The 26,728-nt window shown below is 40.3% G+C and carries 21 protein-coding genes, 1 pseudogene and 1 other annotated feature; of the genes and pseudogenes, 18 read left to right on the plus strand and 4 right to left on the minus strand.

The genetic code is table 11. The annotated features are described in order from the left end of the window. Positions 1-88 precede the first annotated feature (88 nt). Entirely contained in the window at positions 89-1,213 is a 1,125-nt protein-coding gene (locus NSS77_RS13125; protein ID WP_096550083.1) for an IS4 family transposase, read from the minus strand. Between the two features lie 227 nt (positions 1,214-1,440). Between NSS77_RS13125 and arcA the strand changes: the two genes are divergently transcribed. The 9 genes from arcA to NSS77_RS13170 all read left to right on the plus strand — a co-directional run bounded on the left by arcA (position 1,441) and on the right by NSS77_RS13170 (position 12,889). Continuing rightward, positions 1,441-2,676 carry an arginine deiminase gene (gene arcA / locus NSS77_RS13130; protein WP_342469145.1) on the plus strand — a complete coding sequence of 412 codons (1,236 nt, stop codon included), beginning with the start codon at positions 1,441-1,443 and terminating at the stop codon, positions 2,674-2,676. A 19-nt stretch (positions 2,677-2,695) separates the two neighbouring features. After that, on the plus strand, positions 2,696-3,712 hold the full coding sequence (gene argF / locus NSS77_RS13135; protein ID WP_342469146.1) for an ornithine carbamoyltransferase: 1,017 nt from the start codon (positions 2,696-2,698) through the stop codon (positions 3,710-3,712). Between the two features lie 56 nt (positions 3,713-3,768). Continuing rightward, positions 3,769-5,172, plus strand: coding sequence for an arginine-ornithine antiporter (arcD, locus tag NSS77_RS13140; protein ID WP_342471282.1), 1,404 nt, complete (start codon positions 3,769-3,771; stop codon positions 5,170-5,172). A gap of 25 nt (positions 5,173-5,197) precedes the next feature. Then, positions 5,198-6,139, plus strand: a complete 942-nt coding sequence (arcC, locus tag NSS77_RS13145; RefSeq protein WP_342469147.1) for a carbamate kinase — start codon at positions 5,198-5,200, stop codon at positions 6,137-6,139. A 220-nt stretch (positions 6,140-6,359) separates the two neighbouring features. Further along, entirely contained in the window at positions 6,360-6,746 is a 387-nt protein-coding gene (locus NSS77_RS13150; RefSeq protein WP_342469148.1) for a MerR family transcriptional regulator, read from the plus strand. Next, positions 6,743-8,248 carry a long-chain-fatty-acid--CoA ligase gene (locus NSS77_RS13155; RefSeq protein ID WP_342469149.1) on the plus strand — a complete coding sequence of 502 codons (1,506 nt, stop codon included), beginning with the start codon at positions 6,743-6,745 and terminating at the stop codon, positions 8,246-8,248. Before NSS77_RS13150 ends, NSS77_RS13155 begins: the two co-directional genes overlap by 4 nt. After that, complete coding sequence (locus tag NSS77_RS13160) at positions 8,245-9,915, plus strand: acyl-CoA dehydrogenase family protein (protein ID WP_342469150.1); 1,671 nt, start codon at positions 8,245-8,247, stop codon at positions 9,913-9,915. Before NSS77_RS13155 ends, NSS77_RS13160 begins: the two co-directional genes overlap by 4 nt. 287 nt (positions 9,916-10,202) lie before the next feature. Continuing rightward, positions 10,203-11,693 carry a long-chain fatty acid--CoA ligase gene (locus NSS77_RS13165; RefSeq protein ID WP_342469151.1) on the plus strand — a complete coding sequence of 497 codons (1,491 nt, stop codon included), beginning with the start codon at positions 10,203-10,205 and terminating at the stop codon, positions 11,691-11,693. A gap of 14 nt (positions 11,694-11,707) precedes the next feature. Then, the gene (locus NSS77_RS13170; RefSeq protein WP_342469152.1) at positions 11,708-12,889 is read left to right on the plus strand and encodes an acetyl-CoA C-acetyltransferase; all 1,182 of its coding nucleotides are present in this window, start codon (positions 11,708-11,710) and stop codon (positions 12,887-12,889) included. 134 nt (positions 12,890-13,023) lie between these two features. Here NSS77_RS13170 and NSS77_RS13175 read toward each other — a convergent pair. After that, positions 13,024-14,379 (minus strand): annotated as a pseudogene (locus NSS77_RS13175) (transposase). A 399-nt stretch (positions 14,380-14,778) separates the two neighbouring features. On the opposite strand from NSS77_RS13175, the gene NSS77_RS13180 reads away from it, so the two are divergent. The 5 genes from NSS77_RS13180 (at position 14,779) to NSS77_RS13200 (ending at position 19,305) form a co-directional block, all read left to right on the plus strand. After that, positions 14,779-16,806, plus strand: a complete 2,028-nt coding sequence (locus tag NSS77_RS13180) for a DUF262 domain-containing protein (RefSeq protein ID WP_342469153.1) — start codon at positions 14,779-14,781, stop codon at positions 16,804-16,806. Between the two features lie 400 nt (positions 16,807-17,206). Then, positions 17,207-17,770, plus strand: a complete 564-nt coding sequence (locus NSS77_RS13185; RefSeq protein ID WP_208650013.1) for a GNAT family N-acetyltransferase — start codon at positions 17,207-17,209, stop codon at positions 17,768-17,770. Positions 17,771-17,900: 130 nt separating this feature from the next. After that, positions 17,901-18,182, plus strand: a complete 282-nt coding sequence (locus tag NSS77_RS13190) for a TetR/AcrR family transcriptional regulator (RefSeq protein ID WP_342469154.1) — start codon at positions 17,901-17,903, stop codon at positions 18,180-18,182. 162 nt (positions 18,183-18,344) lie between these two features. After that, positions 18,345-18,461 (plus strand): TetR-like C-terminal domain-containing protein, encoded by a 117-nt coding sequence (locus tag NSS77_RS13195; protein ID WP_342471283.1) that lies wholly within the window; start codon positions 18,345-18,347, stop codon positions 18,459-18,461. A 73-nt stretch (positions 18,462-18,534) separates the two neighbouring features. Further along, complete coding sequence (locus NSS77_RS13200; RefSeq protein WP_342469155.1) at positions 18,535-19,305, plus strand: sporulation protein; 771 nt, start codon at positions 18,535-18,537, stop codon at positions 19,303-19,305. 483 nt (positions 19,306-19,788) lie between these two features. On the opposite strand, the gene NSS77_RS13205 is transcribed toward NSS77_RS13200, so the two are convergent. Further along, a complete protein-coding gene (locus tag NSS77_RS13205; protein WP_208650011.1) occupies positions 19,789-20,184 on the minus strand; it encodes a retropepsin-like aspartic protease in 396 nt (131 codons plus the stop codon). Positions 20,185-20,234: 50 nt separating this feature from the next. Then, entirely contained in the window at positions 20,235-20,918 is a 684-nt protein-coding gene (locus NSS77_RS13210; protein ID WP_342469156.1) for a TerC family protein, read from the minus strand. Positions 20,919-21,085: 167 nt separating this feature from the next. Between NSS77_RS13210 and NSS77_RS13215 the strand changes: the two genes are divergently transcribed. The 4 genes from NSS77_RS13215 to ruvX all read left to right on the plus strand — a co-directional run bounded on the left by NSS77_RS13215 (position 21,086) and on the right by ruvX (position 26,662). After that, the gene (locus tag NSS77_RS13215; protein WP_340714312.1) at positions 21,086-22,522 is read left to right on the plus strand and encodes a DDE-type integrase/transposase/recombinase; all 1,437 of its coding nucleotides are present in this window, start codon (positions 21,086-21,088) and stop codon (positions 22,520-22,522) included. 377 nt (positions 22,523-22,899) lie between these two features. Next, positions 22,900-23,145 (plus strand) — a binding site (T-box leader). A 58-nt stretch (positions 23,146-23,203) separates the two neighbouring features. After that, positions 23,204-25,864, plus strand: a complete 2,661-nt coding sequence (gene alaS, locus NSS77_RS13220; RefSeq protein ID WP_342469157.1) for an alanine--tRNA ligase — start codon at positions 23,204-23,206, stop codon at positions 25,862-25,864. A 102-nt stretch (positions 25,865-25,966) separates the two neighbouring features. After that, entirely contained in the window at positions 25,967-26,233 is a 267-nt protein-coding gene (locus NSS77_RS13225; RefSeq protein WP_342469158.1) for an IreB family regulatory phosphoprotein, read from the plus strand. Positions 26,234-26,236: 3 nt separating this feature from the next. After that, a complete protein-coding gene (gene ruvX / locus NSS77_RS13230; protein WP_342469159.1) occupies positions 26,237-26,662 on the plus strand; it encodes a Holliday junction resolvase RuvX in 426 nt (141 codons plus the stop codon). Positions 26,663-26,728 lie beyond the last annotated feature (66 nt).

Consider the following 26,728-nt stretch of genomic DNA (forward strand, 5'->3'; position numbering starts at 1 on the left):
GCGAAAAACGAAAACACCTAAATAAAGGTAGTAAACATCCATTTTTTACCTATAGCTTAAGACGAGTGCAACAACGACAAATCAACCTTTAAGGAACGCTCATCCCTTCGATTTTCCGTAACCAAATGTGTGCAGATTTCCATAAAGCTGCTTTCAAATATCGACTTATTTGTAACGTACTTCGGTCACTATTAGTGTTCAACTGAGCTAACACATTTAAACAGTATACAATCATCGCTACGTATACTTGGTTGTGTACGGCTTGTTCACTGTGGCCGTAGAACTTCTTGATATTCAAGTGTTGTTTCATCCATTTGAAAAAGAGTTCAATGGCCCAACGTGACTTATAGATTTCAGCGATTTCATCTGCATCCATATCAAAACGATTCGTCAGTAAATGAAGTTCATTTCCTTTTGTATCCAACAATTTGATGAGACGGAACGCGTTTTCAGAACGATTTTGCGTGGTTCCAATAACCACCATTTCATCGGAGAATACAGGCGAATCTTCAGGTAACGAAAATCGTTCTAACACACGGACGACAGCGTTTTTTCGTAAACGTGAAACAAAGAAATACCCATCATCCGTCATACGGTCAAATCGCTCATAATCTAAGTATCCACGATCGAACACGTACAGGCATTCTTGATCATCAATGAATACCTCTAATTGACCACGATCATGTTCGATTGCGTTTGTCAGTACGGCCTTGTCGGGATAAGAAAGTCTTTTTTCCATGAATACAAGACGCAAGTGAAGCTTCACGCCCGATTTTGTTTTTCGGAACTCTGCCCATTTGTGGTTCGTCAAATTCAGTGGCAACGTACTCGAATCAATGATTTTTAGTGGCGTTGTCAGCTTTCTTCGCTTTTGAAAATGTGTTTTCTCATGAATTTGAGCCACTAAATCAAGAAAAATCGATTGAAAGAAAACCGTTGGAATGGCATTGATTCGTCTTCCTAATTGGGAAAAGCTAATCGATGGAAGACCTGTTGCACGTTGTAATTCTTCAGAAAAAACAGCGTCACTTAAAGCTCGCAAACTCTCGGTTTCATGTAATTGAGCGTACAACAGTAATTTCAGAAATGAAGCCATATAAAGCTTCTTTGTATAGTAATCTAAATGATAGGCTTTCACCATATCGTCAAATAAGTTGAAATTAATTGGTGAAAACCATTGTTCAAATGATGTTTTTCGTGTAAACTTATCCATAATCGTGATTCCTTTATATTGGATTTGGATAGGTTTACTACCACCAAACCATTATAAAGGATTTTTTTATGGAAAAATATAGTTACAGAAAATTCAGATTTATTATGTCTATTGATATTTTTTATGCGACACTAGTGATTTTTTATACAACTTTTATTTTCCATCACTTTGTAAGCGCTTTAATAAAGTTTACCATCATTTTTTTGAAACGTTAGGAGGTTATCCCTATGAATCATGTATTGAATGTCACTTCGGAAATCGGAAAACTTCGAACCGTATTGCTTCACCGTCCTGGTCAAGAGGTGGAAAATTTGACGCCGGAATATTTACAAAAACTGCTTTTTGATGATATTCCGTATTTGCCCATCGTCCAAAAAGAACACGACTATTTTGCGCAAACTTTGCGCGACAACGGTATTGAAGTGCTATACTTATCGACATTGTTATCTGAAGCCTTACATACGGAAGAAATAAAAAAACAGTTTGTCTATGATATTTTGACGGAATCAAAAATCTCAGTGGATGATTCATTTTACGTCATAGCCGACTATTTATTGTCTTTCGACACATCAAAAATGGTCGAGAAAATCATGGCCGGTGTGCGCAAAGACGAAATTGAACATATGAAGAAAAAACATCTGTATGAAATCCTTACAAGCCACTATCCTTTCTATTTGGATCCAATGCCAAATCTTTACTTCACCAGAGACCCCTCAGCTGTCGTCGGCAATGGTTTGACCATCAATAAAATGCGGGAACCTGCCAGACAGCGTGAATCTCTTTTCATGCAATATATTGTGAAATATCATCCCCGCTTTGCCAACAAGGATATTCCCATTTGGTTCAATCGTGATTTCGAATATCCGATGGAAGGTGGCGACGAGCTCGTACTGTCCAAAGATACCATCGCCATCGGAATCAGTGCCCGCACTGCCGCAAAATCCATTGAACGTTTTACATTGAATCTTTTTCATTCCCAAAGTGACATCAAACGGGTCCTCGCCGTTGAAATCCCGAAAAGCCGGGCATTTATGCACCTGGATACTGTATTCACCATGATCGATTACGACAAATTCACGATTCATTCCGCGATACAAGACGCTGACGGAAAAATGGACATTTATGTTCTTGAAAAAGGTCCGGACAACGAAACTTTAAACATTACACATAAAACCAATTTGTTGGAAACGTTGAAAGAAGTTTTGGGATTAAAAGAAATTTTATTGATTCCATGCGGGGGAGGGGACATGATAGCAGGCCCCCGTGAGCAATGGAATGACGGTTCCAATACATTGGCCATCGCCCCGGGGAAAGTGGTGACCTATGATCGGAACTACGTGACAAACGAGCTGTTAAGAACAAACGGCGTTGAAGTGATTGAAGTGTTGAGTTCGGAATTATCACGGGGTCGGGGCGGCCCACGCTGCATGAGCATGCCGTTGGTCCGGGAAGCTTTGGATTAACTTAAGGAGGATGGTAATTGTGGACAACCCCCATTTATTGAACGATCTTTTAGTTGGCAAAAGTTTTCTCACTTTAAAAAATCATTCAGAAGAAGAAATCCATTATTTGATTGATTTGGCGGCCGAGTTAAAGGCAATGAAAAAGAAAAGAATTCCGCACCGCTATTTGGAAGGACAAAATATTGCCCTTTTATTTGAAAAACCTTCCACAAGAACGAGATGCGCCTTTACGGTCGCTTGTGTGGATTTGGGGGCACACCCTGAATATTTGGGAAAGCAGGATGTTCAGTTTGGTAAAAAAGAATCCACCCGTGATACGGCCATCGTTCTTGGCCGCATGTTTGATGGAATCGGGTTTAGGGGATTCAAACAATCGGTTGTGGAGACCCTTGCAGAATATGCGGGAGTCCCGGTGTGGAATGGATTGACCGATGAGTTCCATCCAACACAAGTATTGGCTGACTTTCTGACGATCAAAGAGCAAAAGGGCAGATTAAAAGGCGTGAATTTGGTGTATGTGGGAGACGGAAGAAACAACGTCGCAACCAGTCTCCTTGTGGGAGCGGCAAAAGTGGGCATGAACTTCCGAATCTGTTCCCCGAAAGAATTATTCCCTTCCGAGGAAATGGTTGCTTATGCCCAAAAGCTGGCGGAAGAATCAAAAAGCGACATTGTAATTTCAGATAATATTGATGAAACGGTAAAAGGCGCGGATGCCATTTACACGGATGTCTGGGTTTCAATGGGGGAAGAAGACAAGTTTAAAGAAAGAATCGAACTGTTGCTGCCTTATCAGGTGAACAGGAAGATGATTGAAAAAACGGGAAATGAACAGGTAATGTTCCTGCATTGCCTCCCGAGTTTTCACGATTTGGAAACGGAAATTGGGCGGAAAGTGTATGAAGAATACGGCATCAAAGAAATGGAAGTGACCGATGAAGTTTTCCAAAGCAAGCATTCCTTTGTGTTTGACCAAGCGGAAAACCGTTTACACACAATCAAAGCAGTAATGGCAGCGACGAATCACCGGCAATAAAAAAATGGACGGTAAGCGGAAGGTTCTTCCCTTGCTGTTAAGGTGAGGTGCTAATGATGAAGGAAACAAAACAATTAGGGTTATTTGCATTGATCGCACTGGTTGTAGGTTCAATGATTGGCAGCGGCGCATTCAACATGGCAGGAGACATGGCTCTCGGTGCCAATGCAGGTGCCATGTTGATCGGTTGGGTTATCACAGGGATTGGGATTATCGCCCTTGGGCTTGTATTCCAAAATCTATCCATTAAAAAGCCTGATTTGGACAGCGGTATTTATAGCTATGCAAAAGAAGGATTCGGTCCGTTTTTGGGATTTAGCAGCGCTTGGGGGTACTGGGTATCAGCCTGGCTCGGAAATATCGCTTATGCAACGCTTGTCATGTCTTCCATCGGTTATTTTATTCCGGCTTTTGAAGGCGGACAAAATGTGGCATCGATCATCGGGGCATCCGTATTATTGTGGCTGGTCCATTACCTTGTCCTTCGAGGAGTTCACTCAGCAGCATTCATCAATACAATCACAACCATCTGTAAAGTGATTCCGATTTTCCTATTTATTTTAATTACTATTTTCTTCTTTAATATCGATAAATTCACCTTCGATTTTTGGGGCAGCGGCGGCTTTTCCTGGTCGGAAGTCGCTTCCCAAGTGAAAAGCACCATGCTTGTGACATTATGGGTGTTTATTGGCGTTGAAGGTGCCGTCGTCATGTCTGGACGGGCAAAAAGTAAGTCGGATGTCGGAAAGGCGACTGTCATTGGATTAGTGAGCGTTCTTTTGATCTATGTGTTGATCACCGTGTTATCAATGGGTGTCATGACCCGGGAGGAACTGGCAGCTTTGCCGACTCCGACAATGGCCTATGTATTTGAAGCGGTTGTCGGGAAATGGGGCGCCGTCTTAATCAATATAGGATTAATCATTTCCATAATGGGAGCCTGGTTGAGTTGGACGCTCTTTGCAGCAGAGTTGCCATACGAAGCGGCAAAGGATAAAGTGTTCCCGAAATGGTTGGCCAAAGAGAATAAAAATAAAGCGCCAGTGAATTCCCTATGGTTGACGAACGGTTTAGTGCAAGTTTTCTTAATCACTTTATTATTTACCGATAAAGCCTACAATTTTATGTTCAGTTTGGCATCATCCGCCATTCTCATTCCTTACATGCTATCAGCCTTTTATCAAGTGAAACTGATACCTTTCAGGGAAAATAAAAAGCAATTCATCATCGGGATTATCGCCAGCATTTATACCGTTTGGCTCGTGTATGCCGCCGGATTGGACTATCTGCTGTTGACAATGCTGTTGTATGCCCCAGGGATCATCATTTACAAGTATACCCAAAAGGATTATGGCATCACCCGCAAAGATGCGAAATTTGAGATTGCATTAATGGGCATTTTCGTTATCCTTGCTGTCATTGCATTCGTTGGCATCATTACAGGAAAAATTGATTTTTAATCTTTGGACATAGGGTGTGAAGATAATGGAGAAAAAGAAAGTTGTCATCGCCTTGGGGGGCAATGCCATCCAAACGGGGGATGGCTCGGAAGAAGCGCAACAAAAAGCCATCAGAAAAACGGTTGCACTGTTGGTTGAAATTGTGAAACTTGGTTGTCAGATTGTGATCACCCATGGCAATGGCCCACAAGTCGGCAACATTTTATTGCAGCAAAAGATTGCAGGAACACAAGGGATTCCACCGATGTCACTGGATACGTGCGGCGCCATGAGCCAAGGGATGATCGGCTACTGGATTGAAAAGGAGCTGGATGATGCATTAAGGGAGCAAGGAATTGAAAAAAACGTGGCATCAATCATCACAAGAACGGAAGTGGATTTAAATGATCCGGCGTTTGAGAATCCGACAAAACCGATCGGCCCCTATTACTCAAGGGAAGAAGCAACGCAAATCATGCAACAGACCGGCGCAAAATATGCAGAGTTTCCTGGAAGAGGATGGCGTCAAGTCGTTCCGTCTCCTCAACCAATGAATATTATCGAACATAGTGTCATTGAAAAGCTTGTGAGTTTGGATTTTATCGTCATTTGCGCCGGTGGAGGGGGAATTCCGGTTTATAAGGAAAACCATAAGTATATTGGGGTGGATGCGGTCATCGATAAAGATTTGGGTTCCGAAAAACTGGCTGAATTGATCAATGCCGATGTCCTGCTCATATTGACGGATGTCGATCATGTGTATCTTCATTTCCATCAGCCAAATGAACGGCCTTTGAAAAAGGTTTCAACCGCTGAGTTGAAAAGGCATATTGAGGAAGGCCATTTCGAAAAAGGAAGCATGCTGCCAAAGGTTGAAGCAGCCATCAAATTTGTGGAATCCAGACCGGATCGGGTGGCCATCATCACCTCTTTGGACAAAGCGCTCGATGCACTGTTGGGACAAGCCGGAACCATTGTTGAAAAATGATGATGATTTGAACCCTTCCATGCGAATCGAAATCTAAATGCGGGAAAAAAATAGAGGCGGTGGCTCATTGCTGCCGCTTATTTTTTGTCTATCAAACTGAAAAAAAGGTAATATATTAATTGAAATGCAAGATTATAAATATTCAAAAAATTTCACAAACTCTCTTGAAGTTTACGTTAACGTCAATGATAAAATATAGCCAAATTCGGGGGTGAAAGGGATGAAAACGATTCAGGAAGTGGCAAAAGAATTCAATATCACACCAAGAACCCTGAGATATTATGAAGAAATTGGATTGCTTTCACCGAATCGTACCCAATCCAATTTACGCACCTTTTCAAAAAAAGAAATTGCCAAATTGAAACTCATCATGCGCGGCAAAAGATACGGCTTTTCACTGGACGAAATAAAGGAGATGATATTGCTCTTTGATCGTGACCGTACAGGGATTAAACAACTGGAAAGAACCGTGGAGTACGGGGAACAGAAAATCAAAGAAATCGAAGAAAAAATAGAGGAGTTGACCCAATTGAAAAGGGAATTGGTGGAATTGCATTCGTCATTCAGCGAAAAACTGGCAAAAATTAAGGGGGAGGATGTCACATGAATAGTTCGATGCTATTAGCCAGAAATGCCCGCAAGTATCCAAAAAACGAGGCGGTGATTTGCCAAGGACGGCGGGTGACGTACAAAGAATTGGATGAACAGGTTACCCGATTGGGCAATGCTTTGCTCGGACTGGGCATTCAACAAGGGGATAAAGTCATCATCTTTATGCCGAATGTATTGGAATTTGTCGTTAGTTATTTTGCCATTCAACGTATTGGCGCCATTGTCGTGCCGGTGAACGCCAAATTCACCCTATCGGAAGTGGAATATGTGGCGGATCATGCACAGGCAAAAGCCATCATTGCCCATGAAGCGATTTTTGCATCCGTAGAAAATCTCCAAAATGTCGGGATCAAAATCAAAACCGGCCCAAAAAAGGAAGGGTGGCTAGACTATGACGGGCTCATTGAAAAGTCGGATAACGCGGAAATCAGATGTCTGTTAAAAGAAGACGATTATTCCACGATTCTTTACACCTCCGGAACAACAGGGAAGCCAAAAGGCGTTTTATTCAGCTATCGCAATATTTTGGCGGTTGCCCATATGATTGCCATCGAAATGGAAGTGAAGCCGGAAAGCCGGATGTTGCTGATGATGCCGCTGACACACTCGGCTCCACTGCATTTATTCTTGATGTCCGCTGTGCTGGTTGGGGCAACCAACGTACTTACACCTACTTTCACGCCAGATTTACTTATTGACACGGTGGAAAAGGAAAAAACCACCCACTTCTTTGGGGCGCCGGTTGCCTATTTGGTTACTGCATCCCATCCCCGATTGCAAACAGCGGATCTGTCTTCCATGAAATGGTGGGTATATGGAGGGGCGCCGTTATCCGAAAAAGAAGTGCGCCATATCCAACAGGCTTTCAAAACGGACAATTTAACTTGCGTATATGGTTTAACGGAAGCAGGGCCAAGCGGGACACTTCTATTCGGCTATGAACATGAAATTAAAGCGGGCAGCATCGGAAAGCGGGCGGCCTTCGGAACGGAAATCCGCATTGTGAATGAGAACGGAGAAGATGTCCAGACCGGCGAGATTGGAGAGATTGTGCTTTATGGCGAAGGGAACATGGTTGGTTACTATCGGGATGAAGAAGCAACGAAACAAGCGTTTCTCGGCGAATGGCTGAAATCAGGCGATTTGGCCCGATTCGATGAAGACGGTTATATTTGGGTGGTTGATCGGAAAAAAGACCTCATTATTTCTGGCGGTGTCAATATTTATCCGAAAGAAATCGAAGACCGGATTTTACAGTTTGGAGGAATTCATGAAGTGGCGGTCATCGGGGTACCTCATCCGGAGTGGGGGGAAACTGTGAAGGCGGTGTTCGCCGCTAAAACGCCAATTGACGTGGAAGCGTTGAAGGCGTACTTATCCGAGCATCTTGCCAAATATAAAGTGCCGCGGCTGTACGAACAAGTGGAAGCGCTTCCGAGAAATGCATCCGGAAAAATTTTAAAACAACAATTGAAAGTGCAGGCGATTGTGGAATGAAAGTGCTGCAAAATGTGGTGGCAGAAAAAGAGACAAACTTTTTCTCAAGCGATGATACATTGCAAAAAATATTGGAGCAAATGCTGGATCAAGAGTTTTATGAATTTGCATTTAGAGAACTGACAGACTTCGGGGCTTTGGTATGCGGCGAGATTGATGCGCGGGCAAAGCATACGGACCGGGAAGGGGAGCCCCGTCTCATCCGCTATGATCGATACGGGGAAGAAGTATCGGAAATTTGGGTGAATGAAGGCTACAAAAAGACGGTTGAACAAACATACAATACCGGGATTGTCGGATACGTGCATAAAGAGATACCGGAGCTGGGGAGAAAAGGGAATTATGTTTACAGTTTTGCCCAAGGTTACTTGTTGTCCCACGCGGAACCGGGGTTTTATTGCCCCGTCACATTGACAATGGCCACGGCATACTTGCTGGACCATTATGCGGATGAAGAACTGAAGGCGAAATTTTTGCCGCATGTTTGTTCAACCGGTGAAGTGGAGCTGTATGAAGGAGCCACTTTCTTGACCGAGCGGCAAGGGGGTTCGGATGTCGGGGCAAATATCCTTGAAGCAAGATTTGACGGCACCCATTACCGGTTATATGGCGAGAAATATTTTGCCTCCAATGCGGGAATGTGCGGTGTTGCCATGGTGTTGGCCCGCATGCCGGGGGCTCCGGAAGGCACTAAAGGGCTCACTTTGTTTGCGGTGCCATGGAAAAAGGAAGACGGTTCGCTCAATCATCTGCGCATTCGGCGCTTGAAAGATAAATTGGGCGTCCGCGCCGTGCCATCCGGTGAAGTTGAATTTGACGGATCCATCGCCTATGTGGTGGGCGATCCGAAAAAAGGCATCTACTACATGCTGGAGGCGTTGAATTTATCGAGAATCTGTAATGCGGTCGCCTCAGTCGGAATCATGAGAAGAGCATTATTGGAATCCAAATTTTATGTTTCCAATCGCGAGGCATTCGGCCAACGATTGACGAATTACCCAATGATACAGGATACTTTGGCAAAAATGGCGTCCAAGCTCCACGTTGAAGTGGCGACGCTGTTTGACATGATCCAATTGTATGATCGGGTGACAATTGGCGAAGGAACTGAGCGGGATGTGATTTTGAACCGGCTGAACATCGCAATCATGAAGAAAGAAACGGCTGAGCAGGCCATCCATTTTGCCCACGAAGCGATTGAACTTCATGGCGGCAATGGGTACATTGAAGATTTTGTAACGCCTAGACTATTGAGGGATGCCCAGGTGCTCACCGTTTGGGAAGGTACGGCAAATATCCTGGCATTGGAAGTGATCCGCCTATTTAAAAAATACAATGCCCATAAATTGTTCATCGATGAAATGAACCGGCGTTTGCAAAAAGTGAAGGATTCGAAGCTGAAGCAAATCGTGATGGAAAAGCTTTCAGATGTCGCGGAGGATTTGGAAACATTCGCGTCCTTGGATGAAGAGACACAAACTTATGAGGGCAAAGGCATCGCCCAAAGATTGGCATGGCTGTATGAGAGTGTCGTAGCTGTCGAATGGGCCGGCCGTTACGGTGGAAAATATGAAAAGCTGGCAGACATCTATTTGGAAGATACTTGGAAGTTGCGCAAATTAGGAGATCCAATGAAGACGGTCTTGTATTTTCATGATGTGATATAAGTGCAAATTCAAGATGAGCGGAAGGGGAAATTGGATGAATTTCCCTTCCGCTCTATTATCATTGGCACTGAATTTCATTTTTTTCAAAAGCAGCTTGTAGTCCCTGCACATGATTTCAGGTTGTTAAGAGAATGAAACCCTCTTTCTATTAATTTTAATATTTCTCTAATAAACACATATTTTCTCGTTTACGCAAATATATTTCATTGATACAATAATCCTGAATCTAATTGTTGGAAGATTCAAAAAATAAAAGTGTTCCAGCACTGAAATGGGGGATTGGGGATATGTTTATTACAAATATTGTGGAAGAACATGCAATAAAACAGCCTTCCAAAAAAGCGGTTATTTTTGAAAACACAACAATGACTTATGGGGAATTATTTGAAAATGCGAAGAAGATAGCCGCCTATCTTCAAAACAGGGGCTATCAAAAAGGGGATATTGTCGCCCAATTTATGCTGAATTCAGATCTGTTTTTACCTGTCTATTTAGGTGCCAAATTGGCCGGTTTGACGATCATGCCGGTGAATACGAAACTTGCACCTCCGGAAGTGGATTACATTTTCCAGCATTCTGAAGCAAAAGCTTTATTTTTTGATGAAAAAATTGAAGAGACCATCAGGCAAACGGCCCACCGTTTTGACCACGTCATTTCCACTGCCGGAATAAAAGAAATTTTAAAAGGGAACGATACCGATTTTATTCGCGTTCCAAATGAAGGTGAAGAAACAGCCGTTGTCATGTATACATCCGGAACAACGGGAAAACCAAAAGGGGTAATGCTCACACACAACAATGTGATTGAAACGGCGGAAATTTGGTCCGATTCGATGAAGATGACGGAAAAGGATCGGACTTATATTTGTACGCCGCTCTTCCATTGTGCGGGCCTTCATGTGTTTGCCGTGCCGACTTTGTACAAGGGTGGAACCGTTGTCATAGAAGAAGCCTTCTCACCTGATCGGACATTAAAAAATCTTGTGGAAACGGAAGCGACCATCTTTTTCGGTGTGCCGGCAATGTACACCATCATCTTAAATAAACCGGAAATCGGGGAATTCAATTTCGGACATTTACGTTTGTTCTGTTACGGTGCCGCGCCGATGCCATATGAGCTCGTAAAAAAATTGAAAGACACCTTCCCAAATGTGAAAGTGCAGAATCTGTACGGACAAACGGAAAATACCCCTGCCGCGTCTTCATTGACAGATGAATATGCTCTGCAAAAAATCGGTTCGGTCGGAAAGCCGTTGAAAAAAACGCAAATCAAGCTTGTTGATCCGAATGGCGAAGAAGTGCCGACAGGGGAAGTGGGCGAAATTTGCGTGAAGGGGCCGCAGGTGATGAAAGGCTATTTGAAAAATCCTGAAGAAACAGCCAAAACAATCCAGGATGGCTGGCTGTATTCGGGGGATTTGGGGAAATTCGATGAGGAAGGATTTTTATATATCGTCGATCGGAAAAAAGACATGATCATCCGCGGTGGTGAAAATATTTACCCGGTTGAAGTGGAAGAAGTGTTGTATCAAATTCCTGAAATATTGGAAGCGGCTGTGGTCGGCGTTCCTCATGAAGTGTACGGTGAAGTGCCTAAAGCGTACGTGGTATTTAAAGAAGGAAAATCTCTCACATCAGAAGAAATCATCAATTACTGTTTGACCAAACTCGCCAAATATAAAGTGCCGGCAGAAATTGAAGAACTGGCCCAACTTCCACGGAATGCCTCCGGAAAAGTGTTGAAGCATACGTTGCGTCCAAAGAAAGAAATTGTATAGAAAGAAGGGGAAACATGAGTAATGTCTATTTGGTGAATGGTGCGAGAACGGCTTTTACTGCTTATGGCGGCTCATTTGTGAATACAGGGGCGGTCACTTTGGGAGCGGTCACTGCAAAAGAGGCCATGAAACGGGCGAAAGTTTCGCCTGAACAGATTGACCATGTCATTTACGGCAATGTCATTGCGACAAGTACAAACGCGGCGTACCTGGCGCGCCATATTGGACTTCATGCAGGTGTGCCAAAGGAAGTGCCGGCCATCACTTTGAACCGTCTTTGCGGTTCCGGACTGCAATCCATCATTACGGCGGCCCAGAATATTTTACTCGGTGAAGGGGATTTTATTTTGGCTGGCGGAGCGGAAAATATGTCCCAATCCCCTTTCTCGAACTTTGATGTCCGTTTTAAAGGGATGAAATCAGGAAACTTGCAATTTGCGGATATGTTGCAAGCAACCCTTTTCGATGAATATACGGGTACCGGAATGGGCATTACGGCGGAAAATCTGGCGGAACAATATCAGATTTCAAGGGAAGAACAGGATCAATTTGCCCTGCTTTCCCAACAGCGTGCAGCCAGAGCCCGTGAAAACGGCATTTTCAAAGAAGAAATTGTGCCTGTGAACATTCAAACGAGAAAAGAAGAATTGGCGATTGAAGAGGATGAACATATTAAAGAAAATACAACCCTTGATGCTTTAAGCAGATTAAAACCTGTGTTCAAGAAAGATGGTACAGTGACGGCAGGAAATGCATCAGGCATCAATGATGGTGCAGCTTCTGTCATTGTGGCAAGTGAAAAAGCGGTGGAGAAAAACGGTTTATCCCCGCTTGCAAGAATTGTCTCCTGGGGCATCAAGGGGGTGGATCCATCCATCATGGGAATCGGCCCGGTGCCAGCCATCAAGCAGGCATTGGAACGGGCGAATCTGACGTTGGAGGACATCGATTTGATTGAAATCAACGAGGCTTTTGCCGCCCAATATTTGGCTGTTGAAAAAGAGTTGGGATTAAATCGGGAAATTGTGAATGTCAATGGTGGCGCGATTGCATTGGGCCATCCGGTGGGGGCAAGCGGTACGCGGCTTGCGTTGACATGCGCATACGAACTGAAACGCCGCGGCGGAAAATATGGACTGGTCAGCTTATGTATTGGCGGCGGACAGGGCATTGCGATGGTGATTGAAAGCGTGTGAAGGGCATCTTGGAAATTCCGCTCTCTATATTTAAATTGGAATTCTTAATAATTTTGTTAAATGAATCAATTTCATAAATCATAGTATTTCTGAAGTATAGAGTACCCCTATACTAAAAACTTTGTTTTTTTTAATTATGCAACTTGGTTTTGTTGCTGTAATAAAGCATTAATTCGATCAACTGCTAGTTTGCAGGTATTATAAATTAACGTCACCAGATTGAAATGCATTTTTGCTTTCTTTCCTGTACGATGACGGACATTGTTTAATTGAAAGTATTCCTTTAAATAAGCGTTAACGCGTTCGACTGCTGTACGTTCTTGATAAAGCTGTTTCCATCGTTCTGTCCCACGTGCTGGATAGGTAAATTTACGGATATCTATATCACATTTGATTTTGAAAACTTTTTGGCAAAGGGTGTCTTCTCGTAATGGGCAAGTTGCACATTCCTTTGGACGTGTGAATTTTAATGTATTGTACTTAGCGTCAAAGCTGTCATATTGGTAACTATGTTCACGCACACAGGTTGGACGAAAATGTTCATCGAATCCTATATATTCTCCTTCTCGGCGAACGTTGTAAGGAATCACGACTCGCATGGACTGTGATACGGCTTGACGGTAAATAGGTTCAACATCATAACCAGCATCAAATATAGCGATTGTAAATTGACCGTTTCCTAAGTGATGAAGTTTTTTCAATAATGGAATCGCAGCTTTACAATCACTTAAATTACCTGAGGACATCAAACGAGTGATGATATATTGACTTTTCGTCGAAACAGCTAAATGTGCTTTATAACCAAACCAGAATGTATTTTTTCCTTTACTATTCTTTTTCACACCCCATTTTGGCTCAATCGGTACATCCTTCCAAAGGGTTTCTAATGGGATATCCAGCTGTTCTTTCAGTTCTTTTTCATAGGTTGATTGATTTCCTTTTTTCTCTACTTGTTCGGCTAACCAAACAGCTCGTTCAGCTTTCGTTTTACGACCACGTTTTTTAGGAGTTTTAGGTGCTTTCTTTTCTGATGGTGTGAAAGCATCACGAGCTTCAAAGTGACTCGCATCGATGGCGACATGTTCATCATTTAGAAAGCCTTCCAACATCGCTGTTTTGATGAGTGTATCGTTCATTTTATCTAGCACATCTGATTCACTAATGACTTGAATCATGCGTGAATAAGAGCTTTCAGATGGTACGACATCAGACACAAGGAATCCACAGTCGAAACGAAATAAAGGATCATGAACCAAACGTTTGACTAAATCCTTGATAGTTGGAATACGTTCGACAATACGTATAATCAGCGATTGAATCATTGCACCATAATTCAATTCACGTGGTGCACCTTTCAATGTCTTTTTAGAAAACTATTGAAATATAGGCTGAATGTCGATCACACTAAAAATGGCTTCATAACGATGGGAACTTTCCATTTCTAATAATTGATGGATGTCAAAAAGAGAAATTTGTTTTACAATAGTCATAGGGTACTCACCTCTTTCGTATGGTTTGTTTGGTTACCTACCATTATAACGAAATTTGGGGAGGTACCCATTTTTTATTGTCTTGAATCCCTTGAAAATCGAGGGGTGAGAATTATGAAATCAACTCAAATAAAAATACAATATAAAGTTTATTCGTAATTTATTAGCAAATGGTTAATGGTAGAAAATATATTAAGTTTCTGGATCATAAATATCAAGAAGTTTATTTTGGAAATAAAACAGTTTTTAGTAAAGTAATAAGGCTTTACTTAAGGAAAATATTCTCAATTTAGTAGTACAAATTTAGGTTTAATTTGTGCTACTATTTTTTTAGATAATATACATAGTAAAATTTTTCTGAATCAAAAGTGCTTATTTAGATTATAGGGAGGAATTAAGGTGAATACCCCTCAATTAACTGAATCTATAAAAAGTCTTGTAGATAACATAGATAGAGAATATATACTCTTGCCTGAATTTCAACGGGATTTTGTATGGGAAATAAGAAAAACTTGTGATTTATTTGATTCATTAGTAAGAAATATTTTCATTGGTTCTATTATTTATGGAAAACCTACTTTTGAAATTACAGTCAGAGAGATTGATAGAAGACCGAGAAAAGGTGAAGGAAGTCGAAGAAAATTAAAAGTTATTTCTTTAGAGAAAAATGAAATAAATCATAAATTACAAATATCCAACTTTCGATTAATATTGGACGGTCAACAGCGTGTAACATCGATTTATAGAGCTTTGAAAGGAATAGATGAAATTTGGTATGTTGCAAAAAATGAGGATGAATTAAGTGATGAAATTAAAAGTAAAGAATTAAGAGATAGAACTCTCGAAGAAATGCTATATGAATTTTCGCTTCAAGAAGATCCAGATAGACTATCAATTAAATTAGCTGATGCTTTTGAAATATCGAAAGGTATTATACCGGATGATATAAGAGAGCAGTATTTTGAGAAGCTGTCATTTATTGCTGGAATGGACGAAGCAGAAATTAAAGAAAATTTTAAAAGATATTATACAATTTGCATAAAATTAGGTGAATTATTTAATAGTGAAGTTCTTATATCATATTATCTTTTGAATATGGATAATGAAAAATTTGCATTATTTTTTGAACGTAGTAATAGCAAGGGAATTCAATTGAATTTTATTGATATCTTAGCAGCTAAATTATATAAAGGATTTAATCTGCGTGATAAAATAGATGAATTAAAAGATAAGTATCATCCTAATAATTTAGATCGGGAAATTATTGTACGTACTATTGCGTATTTAGTTAGTGACGGAAAGGATATTGATAGAAATTACATATTGACGAATTTAAATTATAATCATTTTAATCGATATTGGGATGAAGTATGTGAACTTTATAATAAGGTATTAAATTTTTTATTTAATGAAAATTTTATAATTTCCCAATCTTGGATGCCTTACGAGAATATGGTAATCCCTTTAATTATTTATTTAAGAGAATCTGAGCAAAAAGATTTTTCACAAATGACCGAATGGCAATATGAATTCATCAAATATTGGTATTGGGCAACGATATTTTCTCAAAGATATTCTTCAGGCTCCAATGAAGCAATCATACAAGATGCAAACGTTTTAAAAAGCATAACAAAAGGAGAAAAAATAACTGACCGGGTGTTTTTTTCAAGATTAAAATCTCAAATTGATTCATATGAGGATATATATTCATATTCGAAAAAAGTAAACGTAATTTATAAAGGAATTCTAAATTTAATTAACTACGATGCTAAAGGACTATCAGACTGGAATAATTCTAGTAAATTAACACCTGATAAAAAGTTAGAAGACCATCATATTTTTCCAAAAGATTATATTAAACAACAATTTAAAAATGATGATCAAGCATTGTCATTGATGGATTGTGTTGCAAACAGAACATTGATACCAAAAATTACAAACATTAAAGTAGGAAAGAAACCTCCTTCCCAGTATTTAACTGAATTAAAGAATTCTAATTCAAAGTTGGATATTACTCTAAAAGAACATTTAATCCCAAATGAGATTATTGAAGGTTTGTATGACGAGTTTTTCACTGATTTTCTTGAAGAAAGATCTAAACTTTTATTTGAATTAATTAAAAGAAATGTAATTGATAAAGAGAAAAGTATTATTAAAGAATATTATCAAGCACCTAAGGTTAAAGGAAATATAAAAATTTTTGCAACTTATTATAGTAAAAAGGTTGAAGCTACATTTGATATCGAATCACAGAAGATACTATTTTTAGGTGAAAGTCATTCAGTGCCATCTGCTACTAATAAAGCGAAATTTTATTTAACCGGAAGAAATAATACATCTACAAACGGGTGGAGATTTTGGAAGTTTATAGATGAAAACGGGGAAGAAAAGTATATAGATGAACTAAGAAAATTAAGTAGAAAATAAATTTTCCTTTAGCAAAGATAATAAAGAGCCTGGGACATAAACAAAAAATTAAAGGGACAGTTGAAAGAGTTTTGATAACAAATTGATATAACTAAAAAATGATTAGAGTGACGTGGCGACTCCTGCGGGAACAGCTCGTGTCTAGAGAACCCGCAGGAGCGAAGGAGTGAGATCCAAGGAGGCTCGTTCCGGGCCCGCGGAAAGCGTCCCCGGAACGGAAATCAATTATTAATAACAAATCAAAAAAACATCATTTTTTCCAAGAAGAAAATGATGTTTTTTTGATTTGTCCCAACCTCTTTTCCTTTGAAGATAATGTTTAATTGGATTATATGGAATCTTGAAATTTTTACATTATATAGTAAAATGCCATTAAACTTTGAAATGTTGGAGTGGTTCTATGAAAAAAGTTTTGCTAATGCCTCATGATAAAAAATATGCAAAATCTATTTCATCTCTTTCATCACAGCCCCAAGTACGTGAACCATTAGGGCTGTCTGAAGAACAAACTTCTGTTGAAGGCACAATTCAATTTATTGAATTTATAAAAGAGCAAGAAAAACTAGGAAAACAATATTCAAGAGTCATCTTCAACGAAAATAAAGAGTTGATTGGAATCATCACATTGAAAGATATTGATAAAAACTCGAAAACTTGTGAAATTGGTACTTGGATAGGTTATCCATATTGGGGGAAAGGATACAACGAATTGGCAAAAAAGGAAATGCTCTACAAGGCTTTTACAGAGTTGGATTTACAATATGTGTTTGTGGCAGTGAAAAAATCAAATATTCGTTCTCAAAAAGCTCAAGCAAAATTGCCGTATATTCGAATGAATGTTCAACATGAGTTTCCGGAAAAATACAAGAAAGTGCAAGAACAATTAAAAGTTCCATGTCTTTTAAATGTAATAGAAAGAAATACATTTTTAAAATGGTATTCAGAACAAAAGAAAATTTCATAGAACATAAAAAGGATAGATGCAAACAGGTAATTTCCTGTTGGTCTATCTTTTTTATTTTTAATATGATTAATGACCTGCAATATGTTGGCTGGGATAGTCAAAGTGGGAAATTTACCATCAAGATTTATATGTGGAAAAGAATCGAAAAACGAAACAGCTAATTCAAAATTCCTTTTTGAAGTTATTGGAGAAAAAATCTTTTGAAACTATTACAGTAGGGAAAATTGCAAAAAAAGCCGATATCAATCGAGGTACTTTTTATTTGCATTATAAAGATAAATATGATTTGCAAGAGAAAATGGAAGAAGAGCTGTTTTCAAAATTAGGTGATTATATCGATCAGTTGCAAGCACGCTATACATCCACCATTACTTTTGAAAAAGAGCAAGAGATGTTATTTCGCTTTTTTTGAAGACTATTCCAATGTTTTAAAAATCTTTTTAAGTGTTCATGGAAGTACGGAGTTTCATTTTCGCATGCAGGATGCCTTTATTAAAAAATTACAGAAGAACTTGGAAAAAATGAACATTTCACTAAAAATCTAAAAGTGCCTATTGATTATTTTTGATCCTTCATTACGGCGGTCTTTTTAGGGTTGATAGAACAATGGATTCAAAACGGCATGGATAAAACACCTGAAGAAATGACGGCTATGTATGTGGAGATTATTTCATTTATTATAAATCCATAATTCCCCTAATTGAAACTTTTTGGACATTGAATCGTATGATTAAGAGGAAATTTGCAAATAAGGAGGAGTTTAAATGTCATTTTTTAATAAAATGCTTGCATCTTTAGGAATTGGTTCTGCCAAAGTAGATACACAGCTGGAGAAATCTTCTTACAGTGCCGGCGAGACAGTTCGCGGCGAAGTGGAAGTGTATGGGGGAAATGTTGAGCAACGGATTCATACAATTTACTTTACTTTATACACGACGTATATTAAAGAAATCGATGACCGGAAAGTGACAGTTCCATATGCTTTCTATAAATTTAAAATCAGCGATCCGTTTACAATTCAAGCAAATGAAGTAAAAATCATCCCATTTTCTTTTAAACTGCCTGTAGATACGCCTCTTACAATTGGAAGCACAAGAGTATGGGTGAAAACGGAATTAGATATACAAAGCGGCGTTGATTCAACGGATAAAGACTATATGGAAGTGCGCCCGTCAAGGTTGGCATCCAGAGTTTTGGAAGCTGTACAAAATTTAGGTTTCCGTCTTCGAAAAGCGGAAAATGAGCAAGTGTCTTTACGTTATCGAAGAAATTATCCATTTATTCAAGAGTTTGAATTTGTGCCGATTTCCGGTCCTTTCCGCGGCCGATTGGATGAGTTGGAAATCGCCTTTTTAACTCAACAGGAAGGAGCAGTGGAGTTATTATTGGAAGTGGATCGGAAAGCTCGGGGGCTTGGCGGTTTGTTTGCGGAAATGTTGGATATCGATGAAAGCCTCGTTCGTGTGACGATCACTGAAGCGGATTATAACCGGGTAGAAGATAAACTTCAGCAAATCATTTCAAGATATGTGTAAGAAACCGTGAAAAGGGTGAATGGAAAAACTCATTCGCTCTTTTTGTATGGATTTTAGCTATTCGCTGATGTCCTCTGAGAATATCGGAAAATCGCCAGTTTAGGGAAAATAATCGCCTTAAAGGGAAACATAATCGCCAGAATGGATAAAATAGTCGCCAAGCAATAAATGGCGCCAATTAAGAAAAAGCAGGGGCTGGGACATAAACAAAAAATTATAGGGGTAGCTGAAAGAGTTTTGATAACTAAAAATTGATTGGAATGACGGGGCGAATTCCTGTCACGCACGCTTAGTGGCAAAGCAAAGTTTTCCTTCGACGAGCCCTCTCGAGACCACGAGGAGCGAAGGAATGACTCAGAGGAGGGCCTGCGGAAAGCGTCCCCGGAACGGAAATCAATTTTTAATTACATATCCAAAAAACATCATTTTCTCTTTGGAGAAAGTGATGTTTTTTAAATAGAGCATGTCCTGCTTGCGATTCCATTAAGCTAATTTTTTCTCATCTATTGCAATGAGTTGCAAATTTTTTAAATCTAATAGAAACTCTCCGGATTTTAATATATCTAGCCCAATCAATCCCTGAATATTAAATCCCCTTAAAGTGCCAAAATCAATGGGTACTTCTCGGAAGATTTTTTCTCCGATTTTTATATAATCGATATTTTTTGAAAAACTATATTCCGCCCCGCCGATTCCTGAATGGCAAATTAAAGGGTCTCCATTTTCAAAGGCAATTCCTAAGTCTTCAACTGAATCGATATCGATGAAAGAATGGGAGGCCCCTGAATCGATGGCAACACGATTCAAATATTTTCTTTTTCCTTTATAGCAAATTTCAATAGTTGAAAGCAGCAAACCGTCTTCGAAAATTAATTGCATATTAAGCCCCCATACCCTTTTTATCCCATCTTATTTCAGAAATTGATAAATTATTCAAATTGGTGGGATTTTCCTTTATCTCTGCTGCGCAATAGATACCCAATAAAAACAACAATAAAAATTAATAATAATTGGAATAACATGATAGGCAATGGATTTGTTAAATAAGGCTGCACATAAGCATCTTTTATAATCATTTTTGAAGCAGTCCATGCAAGTACGGCTGCGCCTAAATAAATGAAGAGCGGAAATCTTTCGATGATGCCAATGACAATGGTGCTTCCCCACACAATAATTGGAATGGAGATGAAAAGACCAACTGCCACCAACAGCATGTTTCCGGAAGAAGCGCCAGCAACGGCCATAATATTGTCAATGCCCATTAAAAAATCTGCAAGCATGATTGTCCAAACGGCACCCAAAAAAGATTTTGCAGATGGTCGGATATCGTTGCTTTCTTCTGTCGCCAGCAGTTTCAAAGCGATATAGACCAATAAAACGCCGCCAATGAAGAGTAAACCATCAATTTCCAATAATTTTACCGCCATTATTGTAAAGAGAATGCGCATGAAAATGGCAGCAAGCGTTCCAACCACAATAACCTTTTTTTGTTGCTTAGTTGGCAAATTTTTTGCTACCATTCCGATTAATAAAGCATTATCTCCTGCAAGAACAAGATCGATAAAAATGATGGACAAAAGTGCTGTAAAAAATTCGAAAGACATCATTTCCATATATCCTTCTCCTATTCTTTCTGCGTATTGTCAAAAATTACTTAATAAAACTTACGTTTTTGTTGATATAACTAGTTTTATATAAAAAAAACTTGCCACCCCCTTAAAATTAGGGTATTTATGAGGTAACCACACACTCAAAAATCCCTAATAAAGGAAGTGACAAGTTGTTACCTCAATTATTAACCTATTTGCTTGAATATATCAAGTACCAAGATCAAATGATTCGAACATTACTTACCCTTCTGATTGGAAAAAACATGTTTGATAAGCCAACTGAAAAGCCTGTCAATAAGCCTTATCAAAAACTCCAGGTGGATGAGCTGCCAATCATTGAAACTCTACAAAAGCTCGATTATCAAATTCTTCTCAAAGAATATTTGGAGAAGAACGGGAAACCTCTCAAACCTGTTCAGAGGCGTTCCAATTCAAAAGGTAAAGTACCTTCATCCATGAAATGTCCAAGGTGTGGTGCTCCGTCAGATTATCTTTATGCCAATAACGGAGGTAAAGGACAGTATCAATGCAAGGTGTGTGCGTGTCTGTTTAATAAAAAGAATCAATATGCCAAGGAGGCTATACTAAAATGTCCACACTGTTCGAAAACACTCGAGAAGATCAAGGAAAGAAAAGATTTTCTCGTATTTAAGTGCAAAAACAATGACTGTCCGTATTACAAAAAGAAACTGCAAGGAATGTCTAAAAAAGAGAAAAAGCAGTTCGAAAAGGATTCTCCGTCTTTTAAAGTTCGATACATATTTCGTCAGTTTCAAATTGATTATCAGCCGTTAGCCAAACATTCACCTAAGAAGCCAAAAGTGGATTTGTCCAGGCTTCATGTGTCACCGCACACATTGGGGCTCATTTTAACCTACCATGTAAACTATGGCTTATCGGCTCGGAAAACAGCTGCACTGATGAAGGATGTTCATGGCGTACCCATCTCTCACCAGAGTATATTGAATTACGAAAACAGCGTAGCACTTCTTCTCAAACCTTATGTGGATCATTATCCTTACGAGCTTTCTGATCAATTCTGCGGAGACGAAACATACATTAAGGTGAATGGTCGTTGGCATTATCTTTTTTTCTTTTTTGATGCGGTAAAGAAAATTATTCTGTCCTACCCTGTTTCTCCAAATCGTGATACGGTATCAGCCATTCGTGCGATTGATGAGGCCTTATGGAAGATGAAAGAGATCCCGGAAGACCTCACCTTTGTCGTAGATGGCAATCCGATTTACCTTTTAGCACAACACTTTTTTGCCCAGCACGGTATTACGTTTGATGTGAAGCAGGTCATTGGACTAACCAACGAAGACCAGGTTTCAACGGAATACAGACCGCTAAAACAAATTATTGAAAGACTGAATCGAACATTTAAGGGCAATTACAGATCGACACACGGATTTGGATCCGATCACGGATCCGTTTCTTATGTGACTTTGTTTGTGGCTTATTTTAATTTCTTGCGGCCACATTCAGCCCTGGAAGGCAAAGTGCCTGTAGTTATTCCAGAGCTAAAAGGACTGCCGAATATGCCTGCACGTTGGACAAAACTGATTGGTTTAGCTCAACAATGGCTAGTAGAGCAAACTGCCTAACTTTTTGTTTAGCAGAGCCCTTACCAGCATCGGCGAAGCGAACTCTTGACAAACCGAACCAGTCAATGGTTTAAAATGGGAATTGGCAAGGGCTTCTTTGGTGTGCCTTCTTTTTGTTCCCTTCGCCCTTGTTGGTTCGAAATCAAACCATTGACGTGTTTGTCAAGAGCGATTGCGGCGGCATTTCCTCTAGTTTCGCTAGATCACATCCCTCCAAAACTAAGTTTTCATAGATTTTTTGACACTACCTCTTTCTGTTTTTTTGGAAAGTATATGAACGAGTTTCCATATTAAGAAATAAAGCGGCTGCTATTTTTATTGACATGACTTAGCGCATTTCATATAATTTACAGAGAAAATGTCAAAATGGATAAAATTTGAACACGATGAAGGAGAAAGTACGTTTTTGCTGAGTGTAAAGAGAGAGATTCCCTGGGCTGAAAGAATCTCCACTGCGGCAATTGCGGAAAGCTACTCCTGAGTGCAGCTAATCCCTGCCGTTCACTAACGTTACAGTGGCTAAAGTGACAGTTTCTAATGGCTAATAGACAAATTCCTTTTGCCGAAACTTACGGAAACTGTAACGAGGGTGGTACCGCGAATAGTACGTCTTCGTCCCTTACTGGGATGAAGACTTTTTTCATTTTGTCAAACAAAAAATTAATAGGAGGTTAAGCAAAAATGAAAGCAGCAGAAATTCGTCGCAAATTTTTAGATTTCTTTGTAGAAAAAGGCCATTCAGTTGAACCGTCAGCTTCGTTGATTCCAATCAACGACCCATCCCTTTTATGGATCAACTCAGGGGTGGCGACATTAAAGAAATATTTTGATGGCCGTGAAATTCCGGATAATCCAAGAATCACAAATGCACAAAAATCCATCCGGACAAACGATATCGAGAACGTGGGTAAAACAGCCCGCCACCATACATTCTTTGAAATGTTGGGGAACTTCTCCATCGGCGATTACTTCAAAAGAGAAGCGATCCACTTCGCTTGGGAATTTTTGACAGATCCCAAATGGATGGGATTCGATCCGGAATTGCTCTCAGTCACAATCCATCCGGAAGATGAAGAAGCTTATCAAATTTGGAGAAACGAAATCGGCTTGCCGGAAGAACGCATTATCCGCATCGAAGGAAACTTCTGGGATATCGGGGAAGGTCCATCCGGTCCAAACTCGGAAATTTTCTATGACCGCGGTCCGGAATACGGCAACGACCCGAATGATCCAGAGCTGTTCCCAGGCGGGGAGAATGAACGTTACTTGGAAATTTGGAACCTGGTGTTCTCCCAATTCAACCATAATCCTGATGGAACATATACTCCACTTCCAAAGAAAAACATCGATACAGGTATGGGTCTTGAACGGATGGCTTCCGTTGTGCAAAATGTTCCGACAAACTTTGATACGGACCTGTTCATGCCGATTATTGAAAAAATCGAAGAATTTGCAAACCGCCGATACAAACGGCCTGGCGAAATCGAGTTGAAAGAAATCTTTAATAATAAAGAAGATATCAATACACCATTCAAAGTGATTGCAGACCATATCCGTACAGTGGCATTCGCCATTGGTGACGGCGCGCTTCCATCCAACGAAGGACGGGGCTATGTCATCCGCCGCTTGTTACGCCGTGCTGTCCGCTATGCAAAACAAATCGGCATTGAAAAACCGTTCATGTTTGAGCTTGTTCCAACAGTCGGGGAAATCATGAAAGACTTCTATCCGGAAGTGAGCGAAAAATGCGAATTTATCCAACGGGTAGTAAAAAATGAAGAAATTCGCTTCTTGGAAACGTTGGATGCAGGTCTTGAAATCTTGAATGAAGTGGTTGAACGGGAGAAAAAATTGGGGCTCACTGAAATTCCGGGCGAAGATGTATTCCGTTTATATGATACGTACGGTTTCCCAATCGAATTAACGGAAGAATATGCGGAAGAACATGGAATGACTGTGGATCATGAGGGCTTCGAAAGAGAGATGGAAAAACAACGGGAACGTGCAAGAAACGCGCGTGCTGACGTTGACTCCATGCAAGTTCAAAATGAAGTGCTGACGAACTTGAAACAACCTTCCGTCTTCGTTGGATATGAAGTGGCGGAATGTGACACAACCGTTGTTGCCATGGTGGCAAATGGACAGGAAGTGGACATGGCTTCCGAAGGGGAAGAAGTGTTGGTGATCTTGGCTGAAACGCCATTCTATGCAGAAATGGGTGGTCAAATTGCCGATACGGGAATCCTTGAAGGCGATACATTCAAAGCGGTGGTCAAAGACGTTCAACTTGCGCCAAACGGGCAACATCTTCATACAGTGATTGTGGAATCCGGTGAAATGCACTTGAACGACCAATTAAAAGCGACAGTCAATAAAGAAGAACGTAAACTGATCGTGAAAAACCATACAGCCACTCACCTGTTGCACCGTGCATTGAAAGATGTGTTGGGCGAACATGTAAACCAAGCGGGATCCTATGTGGGACCAGACCGTTTGCGTTTCGACTTTACTCACTTTGGCCAAGCTTCAAAAGAAGAACTTGAACAAATTGAGCGCATCGTGAACGAAAAAATTTGGGATGATATTGAAGTGGCCATTGAAGAAATGCCGATTGAAGAAGCGAAAGCGATGGGTGCGATGGCGCTGTTCGGGGAAAAATACGGCGATATTGTGCGGGTTGTCCAAGTCAGCGATTATTCCATCGAACTTTGCGGTGGTTTGCATGTAAACCGCACATCTGAAATAGGATATTTTAAAATCGTTTCTGAAGGTGGAATTGGTGCCGGTGTCAGACGTATTGAAGCTGTGACGGGCAAAGGCGCATATCTTGCAGTGAAAGAGGAAGAAAGAATCTTGCAAGAGGCGGCAGCACAATTCAAAGCGAATCCAAAAGATTTGGTGATGAGAATACAAGGTCTCCAAGGAGAATATAAAGAATTGCAACGTGAAAATGAATCGTTGTCGCAAAAATTGGCAAACCTTGAAGCGGCAAGTGTTCTTGACGCAGCGCAAAAAATCGGCGATATCACGGTATTATCCACACGGGTGGAAGCAAAAGATAATAATCAACTCCGTCAAATGATGGACGACTTGAAAGCGAAACTGGATAAAGCGGTCATCGTGCTTGGTGCCGTAAGTGACGGAAAAGTGATGCTTTGTGCAGGGGTGACAAAAGATATCGCAGGCAAAGAATATCATGCCGGCAACATTGTAAAATCCGTCGCCGAGAAATGCGGAGGAAAAGGCGGAGGCCGTCCTGATATGGCCATGGCGGGTGCTAAAGAGGCATCCAAACTTGAAGAAGCTCTTCAATCTGTTTATGATTTCGTTAAATCTCTGTAAACTGGGGAACAAATCTATTTCGCTGACCCGTTGAATCAGTTATAATAGAGAAAATGGAGCAAGAATTTCCAACTCCTGATTTCTGAAAGCGAGGTGCTGGTCTTGAATTCGTTCGATCAAACGATGAAATTTAGTTTTCCAGAAGAATCGATGGAAGAAGAAGTCAAGCAAGTAATGTTGAAAGTGTACTCTGCACTGGAAGAGAAAGGATATAATCCAACGAATCAGATTGTGGGGTACCTGTTATCTGGTGATCCGGCATATATTCCTCGCCATCAAGATGCACGAAATTTGATCCGCAAACTTGAACGCGATGAAATTTTAGAAGAGCTTGTGAAATTCTATATCAGACACCATAAAGAGGAATAATCGATGAGAGTAATGGGATTAGATGTCGGTACAAAAACGGTTGGCATTGCAATCAGCGATCCATTGGGGCTGACTGCTCAAGGGATCGAGACGATTCACATAGATGAAGAGGCTGGAGAGTTTGGCATTGAACGAATCAAAGAGCTGGTAAAAGCGTATGGGGTCACCGAATTTGTGGTGGGGTATCCGAAAAACATGAACAATACCGTTGGGCCCCGTGGTGAAGCGTCCGAACGATATAAAAAGCTTTTGGAAGAAACGTTCAAATTGCCGGTCATTCTCTGGGATGAACGGTTGACGACGATGGCCGCCGAACGGATGCTGATTGAAGCGGATGTCAGCAGAAAGAAAAGAAAGAAAGTGATTGATAAAATGGCGGCAGTCATGATACTGCAGGGCTATTTGGACAGCAAATCGTTTCATAAATAACCCGAATTGGGTGAATAATAAAGTTGAAATTGGTTTATATGCCCCTCTAGACATTTTGTCGAGGAT

Origin of the sequence: Ureibacillus sp. FSL K6-3587 (genome assembly GCF_038593165.1) — a bacterium.
Classification (GTDB): domain Bacteria; phylum Bacillota; class Bacilli; order Bacillales_A; family Planococcaceae; genus Ureibacillus; species Ureibacillus suwonensis.

Coding starts and splice junctions, on each gene's coding strand:
- arcD (WP_342471282.1), top strand. CDS start 3,769: ATGAAGGAAACAAAACAATTAGGGTTATTTGCATTGATCGCACTGGTT.
- NSS77_RS13155 (WP_342469149.1), top strand. CDS start 6,743: ATGAATAGTTCGATGCTATTAGCCAGAAATGCCCGCAAGTATCCAAAA.
- arcC (WP_342469147.1), top strand. CDS start 5,198: ATGGAGAAAAAGAAAGTTGTCATCGCCTTGGGGGGCAATGCCATCCAA.
- alaS (WP_342469157.1), top strand. CDS start 23,204: ATGAAAGCAGCAGAAATTCGTCGCAAATTTTTAGATTTCTTTGTAGAA.
- NSS77_RS13210 (WP_342469156.1), bottom strand. CDS start 20,918: ATGGAAATGATGTCTTTCGAATTTTTTACAGCACTTTTGTCCATCATT.
- NSS77_RS13150 (WP_342469148.1), top strand. CDS start 6,360: ATGAAAACGATTCAGGAAGTGGCAAAAGAATTCAATATCACACCAAGA.
- ruvX (WP_342469159.1), top strand. CDS start 26,237: ATGAGAGTAATGGGATTAGATGTCGGTACAAAAACGGTTGGCATTGCA.
- NSS77_RS13170 (WP_342469152.1), top strand. CDS start 11,708: ATGAGTAATGTCTATTTGGTGAATGGTGCGAGAACGGCTTTTACTGCT.
- NSS77_RS13125 (WP_096550083.1), bottom strand. CDS start 1,213: ATGGATAAGTTTACACGAAAAACATCATTTGAACAATGGTTTTCACCA.
- arcA (WP_342469145.1), top strand. CDS start 1,441: ATGAATCATGTATTGAATGTCACTTCGGAAATCGGAAAACTTCGAACC.
- NSS77_RS13160 (WP_342469150.1), top strand. CDS start 8,245: ATGAAAGTGCTGCAAAATGTGGTGGCAGAAAAAGAGACAAACTTTTTC.
- NSS77_RS13185 (WP_208650013.1), top strand. CDS start 17,207: ATGAAAAAAGTTTTGCTAATGCCTCATGATAAAAAATATGCAAAATCT.
- NSS77_RS13165 (WP_342469151.1), top strand. CDS start 10,203: ATGTTTATTACAAATATTGTGGAAGAACATGCAATAAAACAGCCTTCC.
- NSS77_RS13200 (WP_342469155.1), top strand. CDS start 18,535: ATGTCATTTTTTAATAAAATGCTTGCATCTTTAGGAATTGGTTCTGCC.
- NSS77_RS13205 (WP_208650011.1), bottom strand. CDS start 20,184: ATGCAATTAATTTTCGAAGACGGTTTGCTGCTTTCAACTATTGAAATT.